This is a genomic window from Bordetella genomosp. 8 (assembly GCF_002119685.1).
GTDB lineage: Bacteria > Pseudomonadota > Gammaproteobacteria > Burkholderiales > Burkholderiaceae_B > Bordetella_C.
In genome coordinates this window covers 4611944-4634023 of the sequence record NZ_CP021108.1, presented here as the reverse complement: position 1 = coordinate 4634023, position 22080 = coordinate 4611944, and the positions used below count along the sequence as shown (strand labels likewise).

The window sequence follows — 22080 nt, the reverse complement described above, 5'->3', positions numbered from 1 at the left end:
ATGAAGTCATTGCACTCGGACGGCATCGCTGCAGGCGCTGTAGACGACGGCGCAGCGCGCCTTGCCCCCACATCTCTCCACGGACTGCAACTCGGCCCGGCTTTTGTCCGGCCCGGTAAAGGTCACGACATCCCCGCCGCCTTTTTGCTGGGCGAGGGCGACGCACTGGTTGTGGTACGTGGTCTTGATCTCGCATTGGCTACCGCCCGCGCTTTTGCATCGGGCCAGCGCGACCGAGATAGCGGAGTCCTTGCTCATTTCCGTATCCGACATGCCCGCCCGGCCGACGTTCATGTCTATGGCGATGGCCCCCCAGGTTTCGCGCCAGACAGGCGGCGGAGGCGACGGGGCATCCATGCCCTGGTTGTAGGGCGAGTTCTGCATCGTGGGCGGGATACATCCCGGATTGCCGGCACCCGGGATGCCGGGCGCGCACTGCGCATGAACCGTAAAGGGAGCGGCAAGCAAAATCCAAAACCCGAAGGCGATAAATTTCATCAGGCGGTTCCTCGAAAAGAAGGGCAGGGCCTTTTGGGGGCTGCGCCTTGTGGGCAGCCAATGTTTACTGCCCATCTATATCAAAGCATATCATCCGTCGGTGGCTACCTTTGTTCATGCAAACCAGGCGTCATGAGCGGTTTCCACCAAACTTGATCCAGGCTTGAGAGGATGATCGCTCGCGGTGCGGGGCGGTGCCGTAGCGGCTCAGTCGATCTCCGACTGGTACTTCGCCAACGCGGCCGCGGCGCAGCCTTCGTCGGTCAAACCGCTTGGCGCGCCAGAGACCCCTATAGCCCCAAGCAGCGTCTTTCCGTGGCCGTGGATGGCAACGCCGCCCGCCAGGAAGATAAGGTCGGGATCCGTGTTGAGCGCGGGACTGCCGGCGTTCATCTTGCCGGTCTTCAATATCTCGCTGGTAGTGTTAACTTCAAGGGCGTCCGCTACGGCGAATGCGGTGAAGGCCTTGCGATAAGACAGCGACAACGAATGCGGACCCACACTGTCTCCTTTCACGACCGCTTGCCGTAGTCCTGCGGAGTCGATGACGGTGGCGGTCACGGAGATGCCGCGGTCCTGGCAGACGGCTACGGCCTCAGACGCCATGCTCAAGGCCATGCGCCAAGACAGTTTGGGCATTTCGATAATGTTCTTCCCCGCGCTCCAGGCGGGTTGCGTCAGCGTGATGCAGATTCCGGCAAGTGTGCTGCACGCGACGGCCTTGACCCTGCGCTGGAAGCCTTCCGTCCATGACCATCCATCGAGTTCGCAACATTCACTTTGCAACCGATGCGGCGGGAAAGTGGTTTGAATAGCCTGGATGAACCGCACCGCGGTTGCTTGGTTTGAACGGTGTTCCAATGATCTGCTCCGGGTATCGAGCGGCAGATGCTAAGCGCGCCTTGCAATTCCTGCCAGTGACTAATTTCGATGCATTGATCAAAAAAATGAGTAGCCTGCAGCCCAGCAGGAAGCCTTCCGAAGTACGGGACCAAGGATGCACCGATCAAGCAATGGCGATGTCCTAAGGACCGTCGGCTCGGTCGGCGGCCATGACTTCCAGCCCGTCGATGCAGCCTTTGATGCGGATGGAACGCATCACGGCGTCCAGGATGCGGCGCGTGTTGGGCGAAAATGATCGAACGTGCCGAGTGACGAGACAGAGCTCGCGACTGATGGACGGGCCATTCAGGATGCGGAAGTTGTAATCAGCCAGCGGGCCTGCGCGGGCGGTCAGCAAGGGAAGCACCGACAAGCGGCCGCCAAGTCCCAGCATTGCATACAGTGACGTAACACTGGATGCCCGGTCGCGCAGATTCAGCGTGTTGGTCAGTTCGAGCTCAGGATAGGTCGCGGGGCCCACGTCTTCCGTGACTTCATTTTCCAACGCGACGTAATCCTGGCCGGCAAGGTCGGTCCATTTCAAGGGGCGTTTGATCCGGGCAAGCGGATGATCGTCCAGGTAGATGACGCCAAACCGGTCGCGCAGTATCGGCACATAGTCCAGTTCGGGATAGGAGTGCGTTCGCCGGCACAGCCCGAAGTCGACCTCGCCGCCGAGCACGTTCTGCTCGATCTGACGCGAGCCGCCGTCGCGCACGCTGACGGTAATGTCGGGATGCTCTCGACGGAACTCCGCAAGGGCCGGCATCAGGAACAACACCATCACGGAGGGCACCGCGGCAACCGAGATATGCCCTTTCTGCCCGGTGGCAATTGCGTGCAAGTCACCGACGGCAGATTCGAAATCGCGCAATAAGCGTTCGGCGATGGGCTTGAATCGAGTGGCGTCTGGAGTCATCTCTACCCGCCGTGTATTGCGCGTGAACAATTTCATGCCCACCGCTTCCTCGAACTGCGAGATGGTCGCGGTAAGGGCCGACTGCGTCTGGAAGAGCCGCGCCGCTGCCTGCGTAAATGAGCCGGTTTCCGCCACCGCGACGAAACACCGCAGATGGCGCAGGGACAGGTTCTTCAAGACAGCACCTCACAATGAGTACGTGTCGATGATGACCGAAATTCTACACGTGACCCCCACCCGCCCCCGCCCCGGAAAAAATTCACTCGAGCGTGATGTTCATCGACTTTATCAAGGCTCCGAGGCGCTGTTCGTCCCGAACCAACGTTTCCTTGGCCTGTTCCGGCGAATCTGCGACAACCTGGGCGCCTGCCAACGTCAACTTCTCTTTGATTTCGGGCGTCTGCAGGGCGGCAACGATGGCGCGATTGAGTTTTTCCACTATCGCGGGGGGCGTGCCCGCCGGAGCAAGCACGGCGCTCCATGACTGTGCCTCAAACTTGGGGTAACCGGACTCCTTGACGGTTGGTACCTGAGGATATTCCGGTAGCCGTGCATCACCGCCGACTGCCAGCAGCTTGAGCTTTCCGCTGTCGATGTAGGGTTGTGCGGCGGCGAGTGTGTCGAAGGAGAGCGCGACCCTGCCCGCAATCAGGTCGACATGCGCTGGCGCGGCTCCCTTGTAAGGGATGTGCACCATCTGGATATTTGCCATGTCGGTGAACCAGCGGCCGTACACATGGGTATTGCTGCCGGTTCCCGCTGAGGCAAAAGTCAGCTGTCCAGGTCGTTCTTTCGCATATTGGATGAAGTCAGCCAGCGTCGTCACCGGAAGCGTGCCGGACGCTGTCAATACGATCGGCGTGGTGACCGCCATGGTAATGGGCGCGAAGTCCTTGATCGGGTCGTAGGGCAAATGAGGCATCAAGGCGCGCCCGAACACATGCGAGCTGGCGACGACACCCAGCGTGTAGCCGTCAGGCTTGGAGCGGGCCAGCAGGCCTGTGCCGATTGTGCCGTTCGCACCGGGCCGGTTCTCGATGATGAAGGGCTGCCCCAGCCGCGAGGTCAGGTCGCTCCCGAGAAGCCTGGCAATCATATCGGGCAGGCCGCCAGCGGCATATGGCACGATAATGCGGATCGGCTGGTTGGGATACGTCGTTATCTGTGCCCCATCGTCGCTTGCGTCTTTGGACGACGGAACATCCGCGGCATACGCCACCGCCGTCATTGTCGTCCACGCTGCGACCGCGATCCGGGTGATGCGCAAGTGCCATCTATGCTTTTCCATATGCTCCGCCCCCTGCGGTTTCTACGAGTACGCGGTCTCCCGCCTTGAGAATGCGTGGCTCTGTGGGATCAATCGGTTCGTCATTGACCAACAATCGGCACGGCTTGCCCGACCCGCCGCCCTTTACGCCCTGCGGTGCGGACTTCATTTTTGTCATCAGGAATGATGCGATTACATCGGGAGCATCGGGCAGGATCTCATACTCGAAAGTGATGCCATCCCCTCCGACGTGCCGCCCGGTGCCGCCGCTTCCTGCTCGCAAGCCGCGCCGCAATACGCGTATCGGCATTTGCGATTCCAGCACTTCGACGGGGGTGTTGCCCGGGTTGGCGGGGAACGCAAGCGCCGAGTAGCCGTTGCGTCGAGCATTCGCACCTTGCCCGGCAGTAATGAAGCTGACCCCGGCGTAACGCTTGCCCCGATACTCGCCAGCCATGGTGATCGATGAGTTTGGCGAGCCCGGCGCCCAGACGCGCTCGGGAAGTACTTCTGCCAACGCCTGGAACACTGCGCCGGGCAGCAGATGCCCTATGGCTGCACGGCCTCCGGTGGCGGCCGGAAACACAGGGTTCAGCAGACAGCCCAGGGGCGCGCGCGTGGTCAGCGGTGCCAGGCTTCCGTCATTATTGGGTACGTCGGGGCACAACAGCGCTTTCAAACCGAATGCGGTATATGAACGCACGAAGATCTGCGGTGTATTCAGCGATCGGGCAATTTGCGGGCTGGTACCTTCATAGTTTGCGTCGATGCGATCGCCATCGACGGTCAGCGTCAGTGCGATCCGTATGGTGTCCTCCACCCCGTCGTGCTCTACCACGGATCGATAGACGCCATCAGGAATCCGCGCTATCGCCTCCCGCATGGCGGTCTCTGAACGGGCTCGGATCGCAGTGCCCAGGCTTTCCAGGTCGACCGCATCCAGCAGCCCCTGAAGGCGAGCCACCATCATCCGGCCGGCGGCGACCTGTGCCCAGATGTCCCCTAGCCCTTGTTCAGGGACGCGGATGTTCTGTCGAATGATTTCGACCAGACCCTGGTTCACCTGTCCGGCACTGACCAGTTTCATCAGTGGTATCTGCAGGCCCTCTTCGTAGATCTCCCGGCAGCTGTTGCTGCGCAGGCGCCCGCCGATATCGGGCAGATGCGACACCGCCGCGGCAAACGCCACCAGTTTGTTCCGGTGAAAGATCGGGGTGGCAGTCGTCACGTCATGGATGTGACCCGTTGCCTTCCAGGGGTCGTTGGTGATGTAGACGTCGCCTGGATGCATCGTTTCGGGCGGGAACTTCTCCAGGAAATGGCGCACGGCGGCCGGCGCGCAAGCGATGAAACCCGGCAGGCTGATGCTGGACTGTGCCAGGGCACGTCCCTTGGCGTCGGTCAGGACTACGGCGAAGTCGTTCGCATCACGCACCAGGGTGGAAAAGCAGGTGCGCACAAACGCGGCGGCGGCCTCGTCGACGATACCAACCAGGCGCTTCCAGAGAATCTCGAGTTCGATGGCGTCGAACTCCGTCTTGGTGGCTCTGGCAATGGCGGGCGCGTTCATTGGAACTCCTTGATCGAAACGCTGACCGTACGGTCATCAAGTATCAGTACGTCGGCGTGAACCGCGACGACAATGGTGGACTCGCGTTCCTCGAGAATCAGCGGCCCGGCCAGCGTGGTGCCTGGCGGCAGCGCGTAGCGCTCATACACGGGCGCATCCACGTTGTGTCCCTTTCCGGGCGCGTAGATGGACCTGCTGCAGCGTGGGGCTTGTTTCTTCGCCGCGGGTGCGGTGCGCTTGTCGCCCCATTCGAACCGGACAGGCGCAGTATGCGCACTACCTGTCAGACGCCACGTCAGCACTTCCGGCACGGCCTCATCGACCAGCGCACCGTAAAGCTTGCGGTATTGGTCCTCGAAAGCCGCTAACAGGGGGGCGGATGCAACATCTTCATCATTGCGATAGGGGCACTGGACCGAGACCACGTAACCCTGGCCGTAGTACCGAATTTCGGCACCAAGCTGCCAGGTGACTTCGCTGGTTGACACGCCAACGGCGGCCAGCTCGCGACTCGCATCCTCGCGCAATGAATGGGCTCTTTGGGCCACGTCGGTCCAGTCAACGTTCGCAAGCAACTGAGGATGCGACCAGGACCGATCCGCGCGAGCCGGCGCGGCTAGCATCCCAAGGCAGGAGCCGGCGCCGGCGCCCACGGGAATCAGCACTTGCGGAATGCGCAATCGGCGGGCCACTTCCACGGCATGGACAGGGCCGGCGCCGCCGGTTGCGACCATTGCGAACTCGCGGGGGTCATGGCCCTGTTCCGCGATATGGATGCGCGCCGCGCTGGCCATGTTTTCGTTGACCATGTCGTAGATGCCGCGTGCAACGGCGTCAGCGTCGACGCCCAGCCGTTCACTCAGACTCGTCATGGCAGCCGCAGCCAATTCGGGCCTGAGTCTCATGGTTCCGCCCAGGAAATGTTCCGCGTCCAGGTAGCCCAGCAGCAGATCTGCATCGGTTACCGTGGGTTCAAGGCCGCCGCGGTCGTAGCAGGCAGGTCCGGGCACCGAGCCCGACGATTCCGGACCAACGTTCAGCAGGCCCATCGAGTTGGCGTGCGCGATGGAACCGCCACCGGCACCGATCTCGATCAATTCGATGCTGGGAATGCGGATGGGGAGGCCAGATCCGCGCTTGAAGCGTTCGACGCGCGCGCATTCGAAGCTGTGGGCGATCGGCGCGGTGCTGTCCAGCACGACGCATGCCTTGGCCGTGGTACCTCCCATGTCGAAGGCAAGCACTTCTGACATGCCGTGCTGGCGTGCCAGGTTCACGGCCGACAACACGCCGGCGGCAGGGCCGGATTCGAGCAACTGGATAGGGGCGCGCGCGCCGGCCTGCGCGGACGTGAATCCTCCGCTGGACACCATGATACGCAGCGGGGTCTTGGGCTTGATGGCTGCGATCCGTGATTCGAGTTCCTCCAGATATCGTGCGACGATCGGCTTCACGTAGGCATTCGCGGCCACGGTGGAGGTGCGTTCGAATTCATTGATCTCGCGTGCGAGTTCGGAGGAAATGGAAACGGCCATGCCCGGCAGCCTGCTTTCCAGGTATCTGGCGACCTCCTGTTCGTGCGCATCGTTCACGTACGAATGCAGGAAGGAGACCGCCACGGATTGCACGTCCATGGATCGAAGCGCTTGCAGGAGGGCCTGCTTTGCGTTCTCGTTCAAGGGCGCCAGTACATTGCCATCGGCGTCCAGCCGTTCATCGACTTCTATCCGATGCCGATTCGGCACCAGCGGTGCAGGCAGCACGATATCCAGGTCATAGATGTCGTAGCGTTGTTCGCGGGCGAGCGTCAAGACGTCACGCATCCCCCTTGTCGTGACCAAGGCGGTCGGCACGCCCTTGCGCTCGATCAGTGTGTTGGTCACCAGCGTCGTGCCATGGACGACGTCGAACAGGGGCGGTGCCTGGACCCCGAGGCTGGCGTGCACCTGGCACAGTAAATCTTCGATCACCTCGGAAACTGCCTTGCCGGGGTCGTCTGGGGTTGTCGGCGTCTTGCCGGCCCACATGCGGCCCGACGGCATCAATGCGGCGATGCCGTCGGTGAATGTACCGCCGATGTCTACGGCCACGCGCAAAACACCCGGGCCTGCGTTCGAGGTTTGCAAGTCTTCCCCCGCTCATGCGTTGATCAGGTTGTCATGGTATGAACGCTGATTCAGCAGCACAAACGGTTGTTTTCGATCGAGCTCCCAGTTTTTTTTATCAATCATTCCGGGGCCGGGATGGTCTCTCGACCGGGGAAACCGCCGTCTGTATTGCCGACTCGCTGCGAGCGGCATCGGGTCTGCTTGGAGCCGTGAGCTACGGACCGCCGGGCTCCAGGATCTGGTATCGAAGTCGTCGCAGTGACAGCGCTGCGCTGTTGTGGATGCGTCAGTGGATGAAGCGCGTCCGCCGTCCTGCCGCGCATCGAGGGAGGCGAGGGCGTCAGGTTGTTGATCGTATCTGGGGGGCGAACTGACGGACTAAACGAGGCTAGGCAGTTGGCGCCATTGCGCGCTGAGCGGCGCCCGCCAGGCGCCGGCAACCGAAACCTGGAAAAGCCTTGCGGCGCTCTTGAGGTTGCGGGCCGAGCTTGGCGCCATATGGCGAAAAATTGGCGGAGAGGGTGGGATTCGAACCCACGGTACGGGGAAACCGTACGCCTGATTTCGAGTCAGGTACATTCGACCACTCTGCCACCTCTCCTGGTGCGTTCCTCTCGGCGGCTCCCTGGTCTTGCCTGGCGGGCGTTCCGATGCGGAAGCATCGACAACGACCGGGGCGAGGACACGGGGTGGTCAACAGACGCCGTGAGTGCTCTAGGAACCTGATCCTGCAAGAAAACAGGTCCAGCGAGCAGCAAAGCCCACTATTCTACCAGCAAATTTCCTCCCCGTGTTCACCTCCGGCGGCGATACTCCAGCTATCGTAATTTCTTGTCAGAATATGTGTTCTGTCCGGCAAGGTGGCCATGGAACTTATCGTTGTCCTGCTGTTGTCCGCGGTCATCTGCGTGCCGCTTACCCAGGTGCTGGGACTGGGGACCATTCCGGGGTATCTGCTGGCCGGCATCATCATCGGCCCATCGGCGCTGAAGCTGGTCACCGACGTTCCCGCCATCGTCGATATTTCCCAGTGGGGCGTGGTGATGATGCTGTTCGTCATCGGCCTGGAGCTGGAGCCGTCGCGCCTCTGGGGCATGCGGCGGGAAGTCTTCGGCGTGGGCATTTTCCAGATGGTGTCCTGCGCCGGCGTCCTTTCCCTGCTGATGGGCCTGATCCTGCGCCACCTGATCGATATGTCCTGGACCGGCGCCATCATCTGCGGCTGCGCGGTGGCGCTGTCGTCCACGGCGGTCGCGATGCGGCTGCTGGACGAACGGCAACTGAGCCGGACCCCCATGGGCCGGACTGCGCTGGGCGTATTGCTGTTGCAGGACATGGCGGCCATTCCCATGCTGATCGCGCTGGGCATCATAGGGGGCGGGGGGACCCGCGCGCCGTCCTTCCTGTCCGCGCTGGTGGCGGTGGCGGTCGTGCTGGCCGGCTACCGCCTGCGTGTGATCAGCTGGGCCGAACGGGCGCAACTGCGGGAACTGTTCACCGCCGCGACCTTGCTGGTGGTGATCGGTTCGGCGCAGCTATTCGATTATGCGGGCCTGTCCGCCGGCCTGGGCGGTTTCCTGGTAGGGGTGTTGCTGGCGAAATCCAAGTACCGGGAGTCGATGGAGGCCTCCATCGAGCCGTTCAAGGGGCTGCTGCTGGGCCTGTTCTTCCTGGGTATCGGCATGTCCGTGAACCTGGACGTCGTGCGTGAACATTGGCGCTTCATCCTGTTCAGCGTGGCGGCCTTGCTGGTGGTCAAGGGGGCTATCCTGTACGGCATCGCCCGCATGTCCGGCTTGCCGACCTATCACCGCATGCCCTTTGCCATCGCCCTGGCGCAGGGCGGCGAGTTCGGTTTCGCCTTGTTCAACGAAGCCTGGGACAACGGCCTGCTGTCCGCGCCCCACCGGGACCTGATTTCCGTGGTGGTGGCCGTTTCCATGGCGGTGGTGCCGGTCCTGATCAAGCTGTTCGAACGCATGCAGCCCAAGCGCGTGGAAGGCTACACTTCCGGGGCGCCCTGACCAGGCCTTCCTGACCGGGCGTCCCTGACCGGGGCGTCCCTGACCGGGCGCCATCATCCGTCCATCCTCGATTCCTGCCGCAAAGGAGCATCGTCATGCTGAAAGGTAAAGTCGCCGTCGTCACTGGATCCACCAGCGGCATCGGCCTGGGTATCGCCACGGCGCTCGCGGCGCAGGGGGCGGACATCGTGCTGAATGGCTTCGGCGATCCGGCGGAAATCGAGAAGACCCGGGCTGGCCTGGCGCTGGCGCATGGCGTCAAGGCGACCTACGACGGCGCCGACCTGAGCAAGGGCGCCGCGGTCCGCCAACTGGTGGAAAACGCCGTATCGGCCTACGGCCGCATCGACATCCTGGTGAACAACGCCGGCATCCAGCATACCGACCTGATCGAAAACTTCCCGCCGGAAAAGTGGGATGCCATCATCGCCCTCAATCTGTCGGCCGTGTTCCATGGCACGGCGGCCGCGCTGCCCCATATGAAGAAGCAGAAATGGGGCCGCATCATCAATATCGCGTCGGCGCATGGCCTGGTCGGCTCGGCCAGCAAGTCGGCCTACGTCGCCGCCAAGCACGGGGTGATCGGCCTGACCAAGGTCACCGCGCTGGAGACCGCCGGCCTGGGCGTTACCGCCAATGCGATCTGCCCGGGGTGGGTGCGCACGGCCCTGGTGGAAAAGCAGATCACCGCCATCGCGGCCAAGGACGGCGTGGACCAGGAAGCCGCCGCGCGCGAACTGCTGGGCGAAAAGCAGCCGTCGCTGCAGTTCGTGACGCCGGAGCAACTGGGCGGCACGGCGGTGTACCTGTGCTCGCCGGCAGCCGAACAGGTCACCGGCGCGTCGATTTCGGTCGATGGCGGTTGGACGGCGCGCTGAAGAACACTTCCCATACATCAAGGACACCTTCGAACATGCTGTTTCTGCTGTCTCCCGCCAAGAAGCTGGACTACGACTCGCCCCTGGGCGTGGATCTGCATACCCAGCCGCTTTTCGTCGACCAGGCGGCCGCCCTCATCAAGGTGCTGAAGAAAAAAAGCGCCGAAGACATCGCCGAGCTGATGGATCTGAGCCCGGCGCTGTCCGAGCTGAACGCGAAGCGCTACGCGGCGTGGAAGCCGACCTTCACGCAGCAGAACGCCCGTCCGGCGATCCTGGCCTTCAACGGCGATGTCTATGAAGGCCTGCAGGCCCCCACGCTCAGTCCGACGCAGCTTGAATGGGCCCAGGAACATATCGCGATACTCAGCGGCCTGTACGGCGTGCTGCGGCCGCTGGACCTGATGCAGCCCTACCGGCTGGAAATGGGCACGCGCCTGGAAACGCCGCGCGGCAGGAACCTGTATGAGTTCTGGGGTTCCGAGATCGCCGAGTACCTGAACGAACGCCTGGAAGGCGGCAGGAAGCCCATCGTCATCAACCTGGCGTCCGAGGAATATTTCAAGGCGGTCGACCTGAAAGCCTTGAAGGCCCGCGTGGTCCAGTGCGTGTTCCAGGATTGGAAGAACGGCGCCTACAAGATCATCAGCTTCAACGCCAAGCGCGCGCGCGGGCTGATGGCGCGCTATGCCATCCAGCACAAGGCTGCCACGCCGGAACGCCTGCAGGGCTTCGATGCCGAAGGCTATGCCTACGACGCTTCGGTATCGACGCCGGACAAGCTGGTGTTCCGCCGCAAGCTGGCCTGAAGGATATAGGCCTCAGCCATCCAACGCCGTGCTTTCCTGGCGGATCATCTGCCCGGCGCGCACCATCAGCTTCAACGGGTAGGCCAGCGATGCCAGCTCGCCCTGGGTGTCCACCTGCTCTGGCAGCGGCGGCACGGGCGGGTGGGCGGGATCCAGCATGACGATGACCGCTTCCAGCGTGTCATTCACCGAAGGCGGCGGTTCCTGGCTCAGCGTGGCCAGCGTCGGCACGGCGGCCGTGGTTTGCGAGGCCAGGATGTGGTTCTGGATAAGCAGGTTGTTCATCTCCGGCACGAACTGCTGCCGCGATTGCGGCTCGCTCATCATGCGGTAGAAGGCCTCGGCGAAGTTGCTGAAGGCCACGTGCACGTTCTTGCGGGCCAGGCGCCAGTTCAGATCGGCATCGATCTCGGTCTGCGTGGCGGGCGGCTCGGGCACCGGGCCCTGGGCCTGGTCGGGAGTTTCGCGGCGGGCCTGCTTCTGCCGCATCACGCCGGCGTACTGCAGCCCAGTGCGCAGGTATTCGCGGTTGGCCTTGATCGCCGCGCGCGCCAGCGGCGGCAGGAAGCGCGCTTCCCACCAGGGAAAGGCGTAGCTGCAGGCCAGCGACAGGGCGCAGCCGATCAAGGTGTCCAGCGCCCGTTCGCCGATCACGTTCATGGATACGGTGCCCGGCGACACGAAGTGGAACACCAGCACCACGAACAGGGTATTGAAAATCGCGCTGGCCATGTAGTTCAGCTGCACCAGGCTGTTGCCCATGATGCAGGCGGCCAGCAGGGCGGCGAACAATATTTCCGGGCTGCTGGTCACATTGAGCAGGATCAGGGCCATCACGCAGCCGATCAGCGTGCCGCCCAGCCGCCAGCCATTGCGCTGGCGCGTCAGTGCGAACCCCGGCTTCATGATGATCACGATGGTCAGCATGATCCAATAGTTATGCGCGGAGAATGTCTCCGATACCCATAGTTCGCTGACCGTCATCGCCAGGGCGGCGGCCAGCGTGACCCGCAGGGCATAGCGGAAATTCGGCGAATCCATGCGCAGATTGCTGGTGATCATGCCGAAGCGGAATTCCTGCCGCGTCATGAAGCGCGTCAGGGATTTGTCGATGCGCAGGGCGCTGGTGGGCTTGGCGTCCGGCCCGCCCAGCGTATGGTCGGCCAGGCGTTCGACGATGCGCGAGGCATTGCGCAGGCGGCGCTGGATCTGGATGACCAGGGCGTAGATTTCAGGCTCGCGCTCGGCCAGGCCCTGCTGCTTGAGCTGGTCGATTTCGTACTCGATCGCGCGCAGTTCGGCCTTGATGCTGGTGCGCCGCCGCACCGGGCGTCCCTGCGAAATGCCCAGGGCGATGCGGTCCAGGTTCAGCGACATCTTCAGCAGCGAATCGCGCATGAACAGCAGCACGTCGTTGCCCGTCAGGGCGCGGCGCAGCGTGGCATAGTCGGTATGGGTGGCGAACAGCGTGTCGACCAGCTGCAGCATGTCGACGAACATATTGAAGATCATCACGCGCCGCGCGTCGCCCCAGCCCTTGCCGCGCGGCAGGGCGCGCAGCACCACGTCGCGCGCCGCCTGGTGTTTCTCCGTCATGGTGGACTGGCGCTGGATCAGCGTGCGGTAGGAGTCCTCCAGGTCATCGGCTTCGTCGTAGAACGAGGCGCGCGCGGCCACGTAGTCCGCCGTCGCGAATAGCGCCACGGACATGGCCTGCTGCTCTTCGCGCAGCCAGAACAGGCGGCTGAAGCCCAGGCTGAAGGCCAGGTAGAAGAGGGCGCCGCCCAGGGTGCCGGCCGCGTGCAGCAGCACCTGGTCCGGCGGCAGCGGGGAGTGCATGGTCAAGGCCATGACGAGCAGGCCGGCGAAGCCGATCAGGCCGCCGCGCTTGCCGAAGACCGTGAACAGCGAATAGAAGAAGCACTGGGCGATGACCACCAGCCACAGGGCCAGCCGGTTGGTGGAAGCGAAGCCGGTGATGCAGACCGTCAGCGTGGCCAGTATGGCGCCGCCCAGCATCTCGTTGGTCCGGTGCTGCTGCGGGCCGCCCGGCTGGTCGATGATCGCCACGCACTGGGCGCCGAAGGTGGCCACCAGCCCCAGGGTGTATTCGCCGAAGACCACGCCCAGGATCAGGACGGGCAGCAGCATGCCTACCCCCTGACGCACGCCTCCAAAGAAATAATGGCTGTAGATGAAGCGGCGGAGATTCGCGATGCGCAAGTCCATGGATGGCGGCTTGGGGACGAATGGGGACAGGGTTAGGTGGCAAGTATAGAGAGTCCCCGATTATTTGCCGCCCGCCACCCGTGCCGGCCAGGAGCCCATCCGGTCTGGGCCAGGTCCAGGGCCGTTCCGATGTGGCGGGAAACCGACGCGTGGAATACATCCCCGTTCCGTAACTCCGTCTGATTTGCTAGTAAACCCTTAAACACGGTAAATTCACCGGTTCCCGCCGTCCCGTCATCCAGGGCCGGGGGGAATGGTTTGCCAGTTTCCCGGTCTACCGACCGGTTTCGATGCGCCAGCAGTACCCTGCCGTTTGGCCGTGCCACAAGCGCGTAGTCAAGGGCTTCCATTTCGATCTCCGGCGCCCATGGGGGCGCTATGCACTGCGTACTGGATGGACGCGTGCCGGATCGGCAAGGCATCCGGGTGGAGCGATTCCGTGAATCGCGAAGCGCCGGGTCGTGTTGTCGGGGCCGGTATCGGGTTCAGCAGCCGAATATCCCCGGATATGACGGCGCCGCACTCCTGATCGCAGGGCCGGAACACTGAAAGGAACGACAATATGGAACTCAATGGCGCCGACATCGTCGTGCGCTGCCTGGCCGATGAGGGCGTGGAACACGTCTTTGGCTATCCTGGCGGCGCGGTGCTCTACATCTACGACGCAATCTTCAAGCAGGACAAGTTCCAGCACATCCTGGTACGCCACGAGCAGGCCGCCGTGCATGCCGCCGATGCCTATTCGCGTTCGTCGAACAAGGTGGGCGTGTGCATCGTCACCAGCGGCCCCGGCGTCACCAATGCCGTGACCGGTATCGCCACCGCGTACATGGACTCCATTCCGATGGTCATCATCAGTGGACAGGTGCCCACCGCCGCCATCGGCGAGGACGCCTTCCAGGAATGCGACACGGTCGGCATCACCCGGCCCTGCGTCAAGCACAACTTCCTGGTGCGCGACGTCAAGGACCTGGCCGATACGATGCGCCGCGCCTTCTACATCGCGCGCACCGGCCGTCCCGGCCCCGTGCTGGTGGATATTCCGAAAGATATTACGCTGGCGCCGTGCAAGTACGTGCCGCCCAAGGGCGAGATCACGATGCGCTCCTACGCCCCCGTCAACAAGGGGCACCAGGGCCAGATCAAGAAAGCCGTGCAGATGCTGCTGGCGGCCGAACGCCCCATGATCTACACCGGTGGGGGCGTCATCCTGTCGGACGCCGCGGCCGAGCTGCGCGCGGTGGTGGACCTGCTGGGCGCGCCCTGCACCAACACCCTGATGGGCCTGGGTTCGCTGCCCGCCGATCATCCGGCCTTCCTGGGCATGCCCGGCATGCACGGCACCTACGAAGCCAATATGGCGATGCAGCACTGCGACGTGCTGCTGGCCATCGGCGCGCGCTTCGACGACCGCGTCATCGGCAACCCGAAGCATTTCGCGCAGAATCCCCGCAAGATCATCCACGTCGATATCGATCCGTCGTCGATCTCCAAGCGCGTGCGCGTGGACGTGCCCATCGTCGGCAACGTCAAGGACGTGCTGATCGAGATGCTGGCGCAGCTGCGCGTGGCCGAGGCCAAGCCGCCTTCGTTGGAAAAGTGGTGGCAGCAGGTGCAGGAATGGCGCGGCAAGGAATGCCTGAAGTTCGCCAATTCCACCAGCGTCATCAAGCCGCAGTTCGTGGTCGAGAAGCTGTGGGAAGTGACTGGCGGCAACGCCTTCGTCACCTCCGACGTGGGCCAGCACCAGATGTGGGCCGCGCAGTACTACCGCTTCGGCCAGCCGCGCCGCTGGATCAATTCCGGCGGCCTGGGCACCATGGGCGTGGGCTTGCCGTACGCCATGGGCGTGCAGATGGCCAACCCCGGGCAGGACGTGGCCGTGATCACCGGCGAGGCGTCCATCCAGATGAATATCCAGGAGCTGTCGACCTGCCATCAATACCATCTGACGCCCAAGATCATTTGCCTGAACAATCGTTTCCTGGGCATGGTGCGGCAGTGGCAGCAGATCGACTACGGCTCGCGCTATTCCGAGTCCTACATGGATTCGCTGCCTGATTTCGTCAAGGTGGCCGAAGCCTACGGGCACGTGGGCCTGCGCATCGAAAGCCCCGCCGACGTCGAGCCGGCGCTGCGCGAAGCCTTCCGCAAGCACAAGGACCGCCTGGTGTTCCTGGACTTCATTACGGACCGTGCGGAAAACGTGTGGCCGATGGTCAAGGCCGGCCGCGGCCTGACCGAAATGCTGCTGGGTTCCGAGGATCTGTAAGGGGGCGACATGAAACACGTGATTTCGGTTTTGCTGGAGAACGAGCCGGGCGCGCTGTCGCGCGTGGTGGGCCTGTTTTCCGCCCGCGGCTACAACATTGAAACGCTGACCGTGGCGCCTACGGAAGACGCCACGCTGTCGCGCATGACCATCGTCACCACCGGGTCCGACGAAGTCATCGAGCAGATCACCAAGCACTTGAACCGTCTGGTCGACGTGGTCAAGGTGGTGGACCTGACCGAAGGGGCGCATATCGAACGCGAGCTGATGCTCGTGAAGGTGCGCGCGGTCGGGAAGGAGCGCGAGGAAATGAAGCGCATGGCGGATATCTTCCGCGGGCGCATCATCGACGTAACCGACAAGTCGTACACCATCGAACTGACCGGTGTGCAGGAGAAGATCTCGGCCTTTATCGAGGCGCTGGATCGCAGCGCGATCCTGGAAACCGTACGTACCGGGGTTTCGGGGATCGGTCGCGGGGAACGCGTGCTGAAGCTATGACCGGCCTCGGCCGATCGATCATCATCTGTTTATTCATTACTGAAGAAAGAATTCTGGAGCTACCCAAATGAAAGTTTTCTACGACAAGGACTGCGACCTTTCCCTGATCAAGGGCCGTACGGTCGCCATCATCGGCTATGGCTCGCAAGGCCATGCGCACGCGCTGAACCTGCATGAATCCGGCGTCAAGGTCGTGGTCGGCCTGCGCAAGGGCGGCGCGTCGTGGAACAAGGCCGCCAATGCCGGCCTGAAAGTCCAGGAAGTGGCCGAAGCCGTGAAGGGCGCCGACGTCGTCATGATGTTGCTGCCCGACGAGAACATCGCCAAGGTCTACCGCGACGAAGTCCACGCCAACATCAAGGCTGGCGCCGCCCTGGCGTTCGCCCACGGCTTCAACGTCCACTACGGCCAGGTCGTGCCGCGTGAAGACATCGACGTCATCATGGTGGCGCCCAAGGCCCCCGGCCACACCGTGCGCTCCACGTACACCCAAGGCGGCGGCGTGCCGCACCTGGTCGCCGTGTACCAGGACAAGTCGGGCGCCGCGCGCGACGTCGCGCTGTCCTATGCCAGCGCCAACGGCGGCGGCCGTGCCGGCATCATCGAAACCAACTTCCGCGAAGAAACCGAAACCGACCTGTTCGGCGAACAGGCCGTGCTGTGCGGCGGTACCGTCGAGCTGATCAAGGCGGGCTTCGATACCCTGGTGGAAGCCGGCTACGCGCCCGAAATGGCGTACTTCGAATGCCTGCACGAGCTCAAGCTGATCGTCGACCTGATCTATGAAGGCGGCATCGCCAACATGAACTACTCGATCTCGAACAACGCCGAATTCGGCGAGTACGAGACCGGGCCGAAGATCGTCACGTCGCAGACCCGCGAAGCCATGCGCCAGGCCCTGGCCGACATCCAGAACGGCGAATACGCCAAGCGCTTCATCCTGGAAAACGCCGCTGGCGCCCCGACCCTGACCTCGCGCCGCCGCATCAACGCGGAATCGCAGATCGAACAGGTCGGCAGCAAACTGCGCGCGATGATGCCCTGGATCGCCGCCAACAAGCTGGTGGACAAGTCCAAGAACTGATCGCGCCGCCCGGCCCGCCCGGGTATGCGGATTGCTCAAGCGGCATGCCCAGGCATGCCGCTTTTTCGTATGGTTCGCGGTTGCGCCGGCCGAAGCCGCCGGGAGCGGTGTGTGGAATGCCCTTTTTGTCGCATACTCGCAGCGATCGGCGCCGCCACGCGGGCACTAACGGGGCCATATCGGTTAACCTTCGCCTACGATGAATAAACCCCCTTATCCCCATCCCATCATTGCCCGAGAGGGCTGGCCGTTCCTCGCCGGATCGGTGGTCGTGGCGATACTCGTCACCCTATGGTCGCCCGCGGTATCCATCATTTTCTGGATCATCGCGCTGTTCGTCCTGCAGTTCTTCCGCGATCCGCCGCGGATGGCGCCCGATTCGCCCTCCGCCGTGCTGTCGCCGGCCGACGGCCGCGTGGTCGCCGTGGAGACGGTGCGCGATCCCTATGCCGACCGCGACGCGCTGAAGATCAGCGTCTTCATGAACGTCTTCAACGTCCATTCCAACCGGGTGCCGGTCGACGGCCAGGTGCTGGACGTGCAGTACTTCCCCGGCAAATTCTTCAACGCGGCGCTGGACAAGGCGTCGCTGGAAAACGAACGCAACGCCATGGTGCTGCGCACGCCCGCCGGGCACGTCGTCACCGCCGTCCAGGTGGCCGGCCTGGTGGCCAAGCGCATACTTTGCTACGCCAGGAAAAACGAGACGCTGGTGCGCGGCCAGCGCTACGGGTTCATCCGTTTCGGGTCGCGTGTCGACGTTTACCTGCCGCCGGCCGCCCGGCCGCGGGTCGCGCTGGGGGATAAGGTCAGCGCGACCAGCTCCGTGCTGGCGGACTTGCCCGCAACCGACGGAACCACTCATGCCTAGATTGTCGATGCGCGATTCCGAGAACCGCCACCGCAGCATTTACCTGTTGCCCAACGCGTTCACCACGGCGGCCCTGTTCGCCGGCTTCTACGCCGTGGTGCAGGCCATGAACAACCAGTTCGAGGCCGCGGCGATCGCGATCTTCGCGGCCATGGTGCTGGATGGCATGGACGGCCGGGTCGCGCGTCTGACCAATACCCAATCGGCGTTCGGCGAGCAGTATGACTCGCTGTCCGACATGACGTCCTTCGGCGTGGCGCCCGCGCTGGTGATGTACGAATGGATGCTCAATGAACTGGGCCGCTGGGGTTGGCTGGCCGCCTTCGTCTACGTGGCCGGCGCCGCGTTGCGGCTGGCGCGGTTCAACACCAATATCGGCGTGGTCGACAAGCGTTTTTTCCAGGGCCTGCCCAGTCCGTCGGCGGCCGCCCTGGTGGCCGGCTATGTCTGGCTGGCGGTGGACAACAAGCTGCCCATCCATGATTCCTTCATGGCCTGGACGGCGTTCTGCGTCACCATGTACGCCGGCATCGCGATGGTCACCAACGCGCCGTTCTACAGCGGCAAGAGCTTCGCCCTGGGCCGCAGCGTGCCGTTCTGGGTGATCCTGCTGGTGGTGGCGGCCTTCGTATTCGTGTCCAGCGATCCACCCGTGGTCCTGTTCGGCCTTTTCGTGGTCTACGGGATATCCGGCTGGTTCATCCTGGCCTGGCGCTGGAACCGCGCGCGCCGCTGGCAGCGCAACCGGATGCGCGGCGGTTCGGAATAGCCGCGCGGGCGGGCCCTTCCACGGCCTGCCCCCCGTCCGTGCGATTACCGCACGAACTCCCATTCCTGGTCGTACATGGGATCCGGCCCCGGATGATGCCGGGTGACGCGGTCGCCGTTGCGCCCCATGTACACGTACATCAGGGAGTTCCAGGAGTCGTTCTCGCGGTAGCGATACGACCATACGACCTGGCGCACGCTGGGCAGGCCCACTTCGTCGACGATGGCGGGCGGGCCGAATTCGCACAGCACCCGGTTGGCGGGCCAGTCGCCCTCCGACAGCGCGGCGAAATGGCGGTCCGTCAACAGGCGTTCCACGCGGTCGATGCGTCCGTCGGGACCGACGTTGCCGCCCCAGGCGAACTGGCCCAGCGGCTGCTGGGTCCAGATGACACGCTGTCCCCCATTTGGCAGGGGGCAGATGAAGTTGGGATTGCCGTACTGGGCGACGACCTGGTTGAGGGGCGAGTTCGGCGGCGTCTTGGCGGCCATGTCGGCGCAGCCCGCGAGCGCCGCCAGCAAGGGCGCCAGCAGCAGGGCGGCACGGCGCCAGGCAGGGAAGGGGATCATTTGCTCAGCCATGCGGCCTCCTGGGCGGGCCTGGTGAATGCTTCCTGAAAATTCTGCCCGATAAGCTATAATCCGTCGGTTTCTGCTGTCAAACCGTTTGTAATCTCCAACCGTTGTTCAACCCACGCCACGGCACCTCGGCCCTGGCGCATGTCCGAAGAGGTCAATAACAATGTCCGTAGCTGACATCAAGAAGTCCGATATCGTCGCGCAATTCCAGCGCGCTCAAGGCGATACCGGCTCCCCCGAAGTTCAAGTGGCGCTGCTTACCGCTCGTATCAACGAGCTGACTGGTCACTTCAAGGAACATAGCAAGGACCACCATTCGCGCCGCGGCCTGCTGCGCATGGTCAGCCGCCGCCGCAAACTGCTCGACTACCTCAAGGGTCGCAACCCCGATGCTTATCGCGCTCTGATCGAAAAACTCGGTCTGCGCAAGTGATCGACGGGGTCGGTTCCCCATGACGCAACCGTGGCCGGTGCGACTTTGTCGCAGCGGCCACGGTTTTTCATTTGTAAGGAATAACCGTCATGTTCAATAAAGTGACAAAAACGTTCCAATACGGCCAGCACACGGTCGTACTGGAAACCGGAGAAATCGCCCGCCAGGCGTCCGGCGCCGTCGTGGTGTCCATCGAGGACACCGTGGTGCTGGCCACTGTCGTCGCGGCCAAGAAGGCCAAGCCCGGCCAGGACTTTTTCCCGCTGACCGTCGACTACATCGAGAAAGCCTACGCCGCGGGCCGTATCCCGGGCGGCTTCTTCAAGCGCGAAGGCAAGCCCTCGGAAAAGGAAACGCTGACGTCGCGCCTGATCGATCGTCCGCTGCGTCCGCTGTTCCCCGAAGGCTTCTACAACGAAGTCCAGGTTGTCCTGCACACGCTGTCGGTCAATCCTGAAATCGACCCCGACATCGCCGCCATGATCGGCGCGTCGGCCGCACTGGCCATTTCGGGTATCCCGTTCAATGGCCCGATCGGCGCGGCCCGCGTGGGCTACGTCGACGGCCAGTACGTGCTGAACCCCACCGCGTCGCAGCTCAAGCAATCCAAGCTGGACCTGGTCGTGGCCGGTACCGAAACCGCCGTGCTGATGGTCGAATCCGAAGCCGACCAGCTGTCGGAAGAAGTCATGCTGGGTTCGGTGGTGTTCGGCCATGAGCAGATGCAGGCCGTGATCAACGCCATCCATGAACTGGTGCGCGATGCCGGCAAGCCGGATTGGGACTGGAAGCCCGAGCCGAAGAATGAAACGCTGATCTCCGCCGTCACCGACGCCGCCAAGGATGGCCTGGTCGCGGCCTACCAGATCCGCGAAAAGCAGCAGCGCACCACCAAGCTGCGTGAAGTCTACGCCGACGTGCAGACCCAGGTGGCCGCGCGTGCCGCCGAAACCGGCGCCGGCCAGCCCGACTCCGTCGCGGTCGACAACATCCTGTTCGACCTGGAAGCGCGCATCGTCCGCGGCCAGATCCTGAACGGCGAGCCGCGTATCGACGGGCGCGACACCCGCACCGTGCGTCCGATCAGCATCCGCCTGGGCGTGCTGCCGCGCGCCCACGGCAGCGCGCTGTTCACCCGCGGTGAAACGCAGGCGCTGGTCGTCGCCACGCTGGGCACCAAGCAGGACGAGCAGATCATCGATGCCCTGATGGGCGAATATCGCGACCGCTTCATGCTGCACTACAACATGCCGCCCTTCGCCACCGGCGAAACCGGCCGCATCGGTGTGCCCAAGCGCCGCGAAATCGGCCACGGCCGCTTGGCCAAGCGCGCCTTGCTGAAGCTGCTGCCCGCGCCGGAAGATTTCCAGTACACCATCCGCCTGGTCTCCGAAATCACGGAATCCAACGGTTCGTCGTCGATGGCGTCCGTATGCGGCGGTTCGCTGGCCATGATGGACGCCGGCGTGCCGATCAAGGATCACGTGGCCGGCGTGGCCATGGGCCTGATCCTGGAAGACGGCAAGTTCGCCGTGTTGACCGACATCCTGGGCGATGAAGATCACCTGGGCGACATGGACTTCAAGGTGGCCGGTACCCAGCAGGGCGTGACCGCGCTGCAGATGGATATCAAGATCCAGGGCATCACCAAGGAAATCATGCAGGTGGCGCTGGCCCAGGCCCGCGAAGGCCGCCTGCACATCCTGGCCAATATGCGTGACGCCCTGAGCGCCTCGCGTGGCGAGCTGTCGGCCTTCGCGCCGCGCATGCTGACGATCAAGATCAACCCCGAGAAGATCCGAGACGTCATCGGCAAGGGCGGCGCCACCATACGCGCCCTGACCGAGGAAACCGGCACGCAGATCGACATCTCCGATGACGGCACCATCGTGATCGCCAGCGTCGACGAAAGCCAGGCCAAGGAAGCGCAGCGCCGCATCGTCGAACTGACGGCCGACGTCGAAGTCGGCCAGGTCTACGAAGGCAGCGTGCTGCGCCTGCTGGATTTCGGCGCCATCGTGCAGGTGCTGCCGGGCCGCGACGGCCTGCTGCACATCTCGGAAATCGCCAACTACCGCATCGCCAACATCAACGATGTGCTGAAGGTCGGCCAGAACGTCCGCGTCAAGGTCATCGAGGCCGACGACAAGGGCCGCCTGCGCCTGTCCATCAAGGCGATCGGCGGCATCGAAGCGCAGCAAGCTCCGCAGGGCGAGGCCGCCGAAGGCGTGCCGCAGTCCGAGCCGCAGCAGTAAGCGGCGGGAACAGGCGTCCGCTCGGCAAGAGCGGACTGCCGGTTCCGACGGATGGTTTACCCGGGAAACGGCGCCGCAAGGCGCCGTTTTTCTTTCAAGGTACGGTAAAGTGCATGCGCGGCGCGCCGGCGGG

General features: G+C 63.5%; 17 protein-coding genes, 1 tRNA gene and 1 pseudogene. 10 read left to right on the top strand and 9 right to left on the bottom strand.

The window, feature by feature from the left end:
- Positions 1 to 6 precede the first annotated feature (6 nt).
- The 7 genes from CAL12_RS21000 to CAL12_RS20970 form a co-directional block, all read right to left on the bottom strand.
- Positions 7 to 498, bottom strand: coding sequence for a DUF4189 domain-containing protein (locus tag CAL12_RS21000; protein ID WP_157793066.1), 492 nt, complete (start codon positions 496 to 498; stop codon positions 7 to 9).
- Positions 499 to 705: 207 nt separating this feature from the next.
- Complete coding sequence (locus CAL12_RS20995; RefSeq protein ID WP_157793065.1) at positions 706 to 1359, bottom strand: GlcG/HbpS family heme-binding protein; 654 nt, start codon at positions 1357 to 1359, stop codon at positions 706 to 708.
- Positions 1360 to 1522: 163 nt separating this feature from the next.
- Positions 1523 to 2476 carry a LysR family transcriptional regulator gene (locus CAL12_RS20990; RefSeq protein ID WP_086066388.1) on the bottom strand — a complete coding sequence of 318 codons (954 nt, stop codon included), beginning with the start codon at positions 2474 to 2476 and terminating at the stop codon, positions 1523 to 1525.
- 82 nt (positions 2477 to 2558) lie between these two features.
- Complete coding sequence (locus CAL12_RS20985) at positions 2559 to 3587, bottom strand: Bug family tripartite tricarboxylate transporter substrate binding protein (protein WP_086066387.1); 1029 nt, start codon at positions 3585 to 3587, stop codon at positions 2559 to 2561.
- A complete protein-coding gene (locus tag CAL12_RS20980) occupies positions 3574 to 5136 on the bottom strand; it encodes a hydantoinase B/oxoprolinase family protein (RefSeq protein ID WP_086066386.1) in 1563 nt (520 codons plus the stop codon). The genes CAL12_RS20985 and CAL12_RS20980 overlap by 14 nt, the downstream gene beginning before the upstream one ends.
- On the bottom strand, positions 5133 to 7262 hold the full coding sequence (locus CAL12_RS20975; protein ID WP_232464583.1) for a hydantoinase/oxoprolinase family protein: 2130 nt from the start codon (positions 7260 to 7262) through the stop codon (positions 5133 to 5135). The genes CAL12_RS20980 and CAL12_RS20975 overlap by 4 nt, the downstream gene beginning before the upstream one ends.
- A 492-nt stretch (positions 7263 to 7754) precedes the next feature.
- Positions 7755 to 7845 (bottom strand) — tRNA-Ser (locus CAL12_RS20970).
- A 265-nt stretch (positions 7846 to 8110) separates the two neighbouring features.
- Between CAL12_RS20970 and CAL12_RS20965 the strand changes: the two genes are divergently transcribed.
- The 3 genes from CAL12_RS20965 (at position 8111) to yaaA (ending at position 10955) form a co-directional block, all read left to right on the top strand.
- Positions 8111 to 9268, top strand: coding sequence for a cation:proton antiporter domain-containing protein (locus tag CAL12_RS20965; RefSeq protein WP_086066385.1), 1158 nt, complete (start codon positions 8111 to 8113; stop codon positions 9266 to 9268).
- 95 nt (positions 9269 to 9363) lie between these two features.
- Complete coding sequence (locus tag CAL12_RS20960; RefSeq protein ID WP_086066384.1) at positions 9364 to 10146, top strand: 3-hydroxybutyrate dehydrogenase; 783 nt, start codon at positions 9364 to 9366, stop codon at positions 10144 to 10146.
- Between the two features lie 35 nt (positions 10147 to 10181).
- Positions 10182 to 10955 carry a peroxide stress protein YaaA gene (gene yaaA, locus CAL12_RS20955; protein WP_086066383.1) on the top strand — a complete coding sequence of 258 codons (774 nt, stop codon included), beginning with the start codon at positions 10182 to 10184 and terminating at the stop codon, positions 10953 to 10955.
- Positions 10956 to 10967: 12 nt separating this feature from the next.
- Here the strand turns inward: yaaA and CAL12_RS20950 are convergent, their stop codons facing one another.
- Positions 10968 to 13184, bottom strand: a complete 2217-nt coding sequence (locus CAL12_RS20950) for an FUSC family protein (protein ID WP_086066382.1) — start codon at positions 13182 to 13184, stop codon at positions 10968 to 10970.
- A gap of 529 nt (positions 13185 to 13713) precedes the next feature.
- On the opposite strand from CAL12_RS20950, the pseudogene CAL12_RS20945 reads away from it, so the two are divergent.
- The 5 genes and pseudogenes from CAL12_RS20945 to pssA form a co-directional block, all read left to right on the top strand.
- A pseudogene (locus CAL12_RS20945) lies at positions 13714 to 15456 on the top strand (acetolactate synthase 3 catalytic subunit); the annotation flags it as partial.
- Between the two features lie 9 nt (positions 15457 to 15465).
- Entirely contained in the window at positions 15466 to 15957 is a 492-nt protein-coding gene (gene ilvN / locus CAL12_RS20940; protein WP_066353686.1) for an acetolactate synthase small subunit, read from the top strand.
- A 67-nt stretch (positions 15958 to 16024) separates the two neighbouring features.
- Positions 16025 to 17041: a ketol-acid reductoisomerase gene (gene ilvC / locus CAL12_RS20935; protein WP_086066380.1), complete on the top strand. Its 1017-nt coding sequence runs from the start codon at positions 16025 to 16027 to the stop codon at positions 17039 to 17041.
- A 199-nt stretch (positions 17042 to 17240) separates the two neighbouring features.
- Complete coding sequence (locus tag CAL12_RS20930) at positions 17241 to 17912, top strand: phosphatidylserine decarboxylase (protein ID WP_086066379.1); 672 nt, start codon at positions 17241 to 17243, stop codon at positions 17910 to 17912.
- Positions 17794 to 18681: a CDP-diacylglycerol--serine O-phosphatidyltransferase gene (gene pssA / locus CAL12_RS20925; protein WP_420042734.1), complete on the top strand. Its 888-nt coding sequence runs from the start codon at positions 17794 to 17796 to the stop codon at positions 18679 to 18681. The genes CAL12_RS20930 and pssA overlap by 119 nt, the downstream gene beginning before the upstream one ends.
- Before the next feature lie 44 nt (positions 18682 to 18725).
- Here pssA and CAL12_RS20920 read toward each other — a convergent pair whose 3' ends face one another.
- The gene (locus tag CAL12_RS20920) at positions 18726 to 19262 is read right to left on the bottom strand and encodes a hypothetical protein (RefSeq protein WP_420042733.1); all 537 of its coding nucleotides are present in this window, start codon (positions 19260 to 19262) and stop codon (positions 18726 to 18728) included.
- 160 nt (positions 19263 to 19422) lie between these two features.
- Here CAL12_RS20920 and rpsO point away from each other — a divergent pair, with 160 nt between their 5' ends.
- Positions 19423 to 19692, top strand: a complete 270-nt coding sequence (gene rpsO / locus CAL12_RS20915; RefSeq protein WP_086066376.1) for a 30S ribosomal protein S15 — start codon at positions 19423 to 19425, stop codon at positions 19690 to 19692.
- Positions 19693 to 19781: 89 nt separating this feature from the next.
- Complete coding sequence (gene pnp / locus CAL12_RS20910) at positions 19782 to 21947, top strand: polyribonucleotide nucleotidyltransferase (protein WP_086066375.1); 2166 nt, start codon at positions 19782 to 19784, stop codon at positions 21945 to 21947.
- Positions 21948 to 22080: the final 133 nt, after the last annotated feature.

Bases quoted from the DNA above. Each gene is read 5' to 3' on its own strand.
- CAL12_RS20965 (WP_086066385.1), top strand. From the start codon at position 8,111: ATGGAACTTATCGTTGTCCTGCTGTTGTCCGCGGTCATCTGCGTGCCG.
- CAL12_RS20980 (WP_086066386.1), bottom strand. From the start codon at position 5,136: ATGAACGCGCCCGCCATTGCCAGAGCCACCAAGACGGAGTTCGACGCC.
- yaaA (WP_086066383.1), top strand. From the start codon at position 10,182: ATGCTGTTTCTGCTGTCTCCCGCCAAGAAGCTGGACTACGACTCGCCC.
- CAL12_RS20950 (WP_086066382.1), bottom strand. From the start codon at position 13,184: ATGGACTTGCGCATCGCGAATCTCCGCCGCTTCATCTACAGCCATTAT.
- rpsO (WP_086066376.1), top strand. From the start codon at position 19,423: ATGTCCGTAGCTGACATCAAGAAGTCCGATATCGTCGCGCAATTCCAG.
- CAL12_RS20960 (WP_086066384.1), top strand. From the start codon at position 9,364: ATGCTGAAAGGTAAAGTCGCCGTCGTCACTGGATCCACCAGCGGCATC.
- CAL12_RS20920 (WP_420042733.1), bottom strand. From the start codon at position 19,262: ATGGCTGAGCAAATGATCCCCTTCCCTGCCTGGCGCCGTGCCGCCCTG.
- CAL12_RS20985 (WP_086066387.1), bottom strand. From the start codon at position 3,587: ATGGAAAAGCATAGATGGCACTTGCGCATCACCCGGATCGCGGTCGCA.
- pnp (WP_086066375.1), top strand. From the start codon at position 19,782: ATGTTCAATAAAGTGACAAAAACGTTCCAATACGGCCAGCACACGGTC.
- ilvN (WP_066353686.1), top strand. From the start codon at position 15,466: ATGAAACACGTGATTTCGGTTTTGCTGGAGAACGAGCCGGGCGCGCTG.
- CAL12_RS21000 (WP_157793066.1), bottom strand. From the start codon at position 498: ATGAAATTTATCGCCTTCGGGTTTTGGATTTTGCTTGCCGCTCCCTTT.
- ilvC (WP_086066380.1), top strand. From the start codon at position 16,025: ATGAAAGTTTTCTACGACAAGGACTGCGACCTTTCCCTGATCAAGGGC.
- CAL12_RS20930 (WP_086066379.1), top strand. From the start codon at position 17,241: ATGAATAAACCCCCTTATCCCCATCCCATCATTGCCCGAGAGGGCTGG.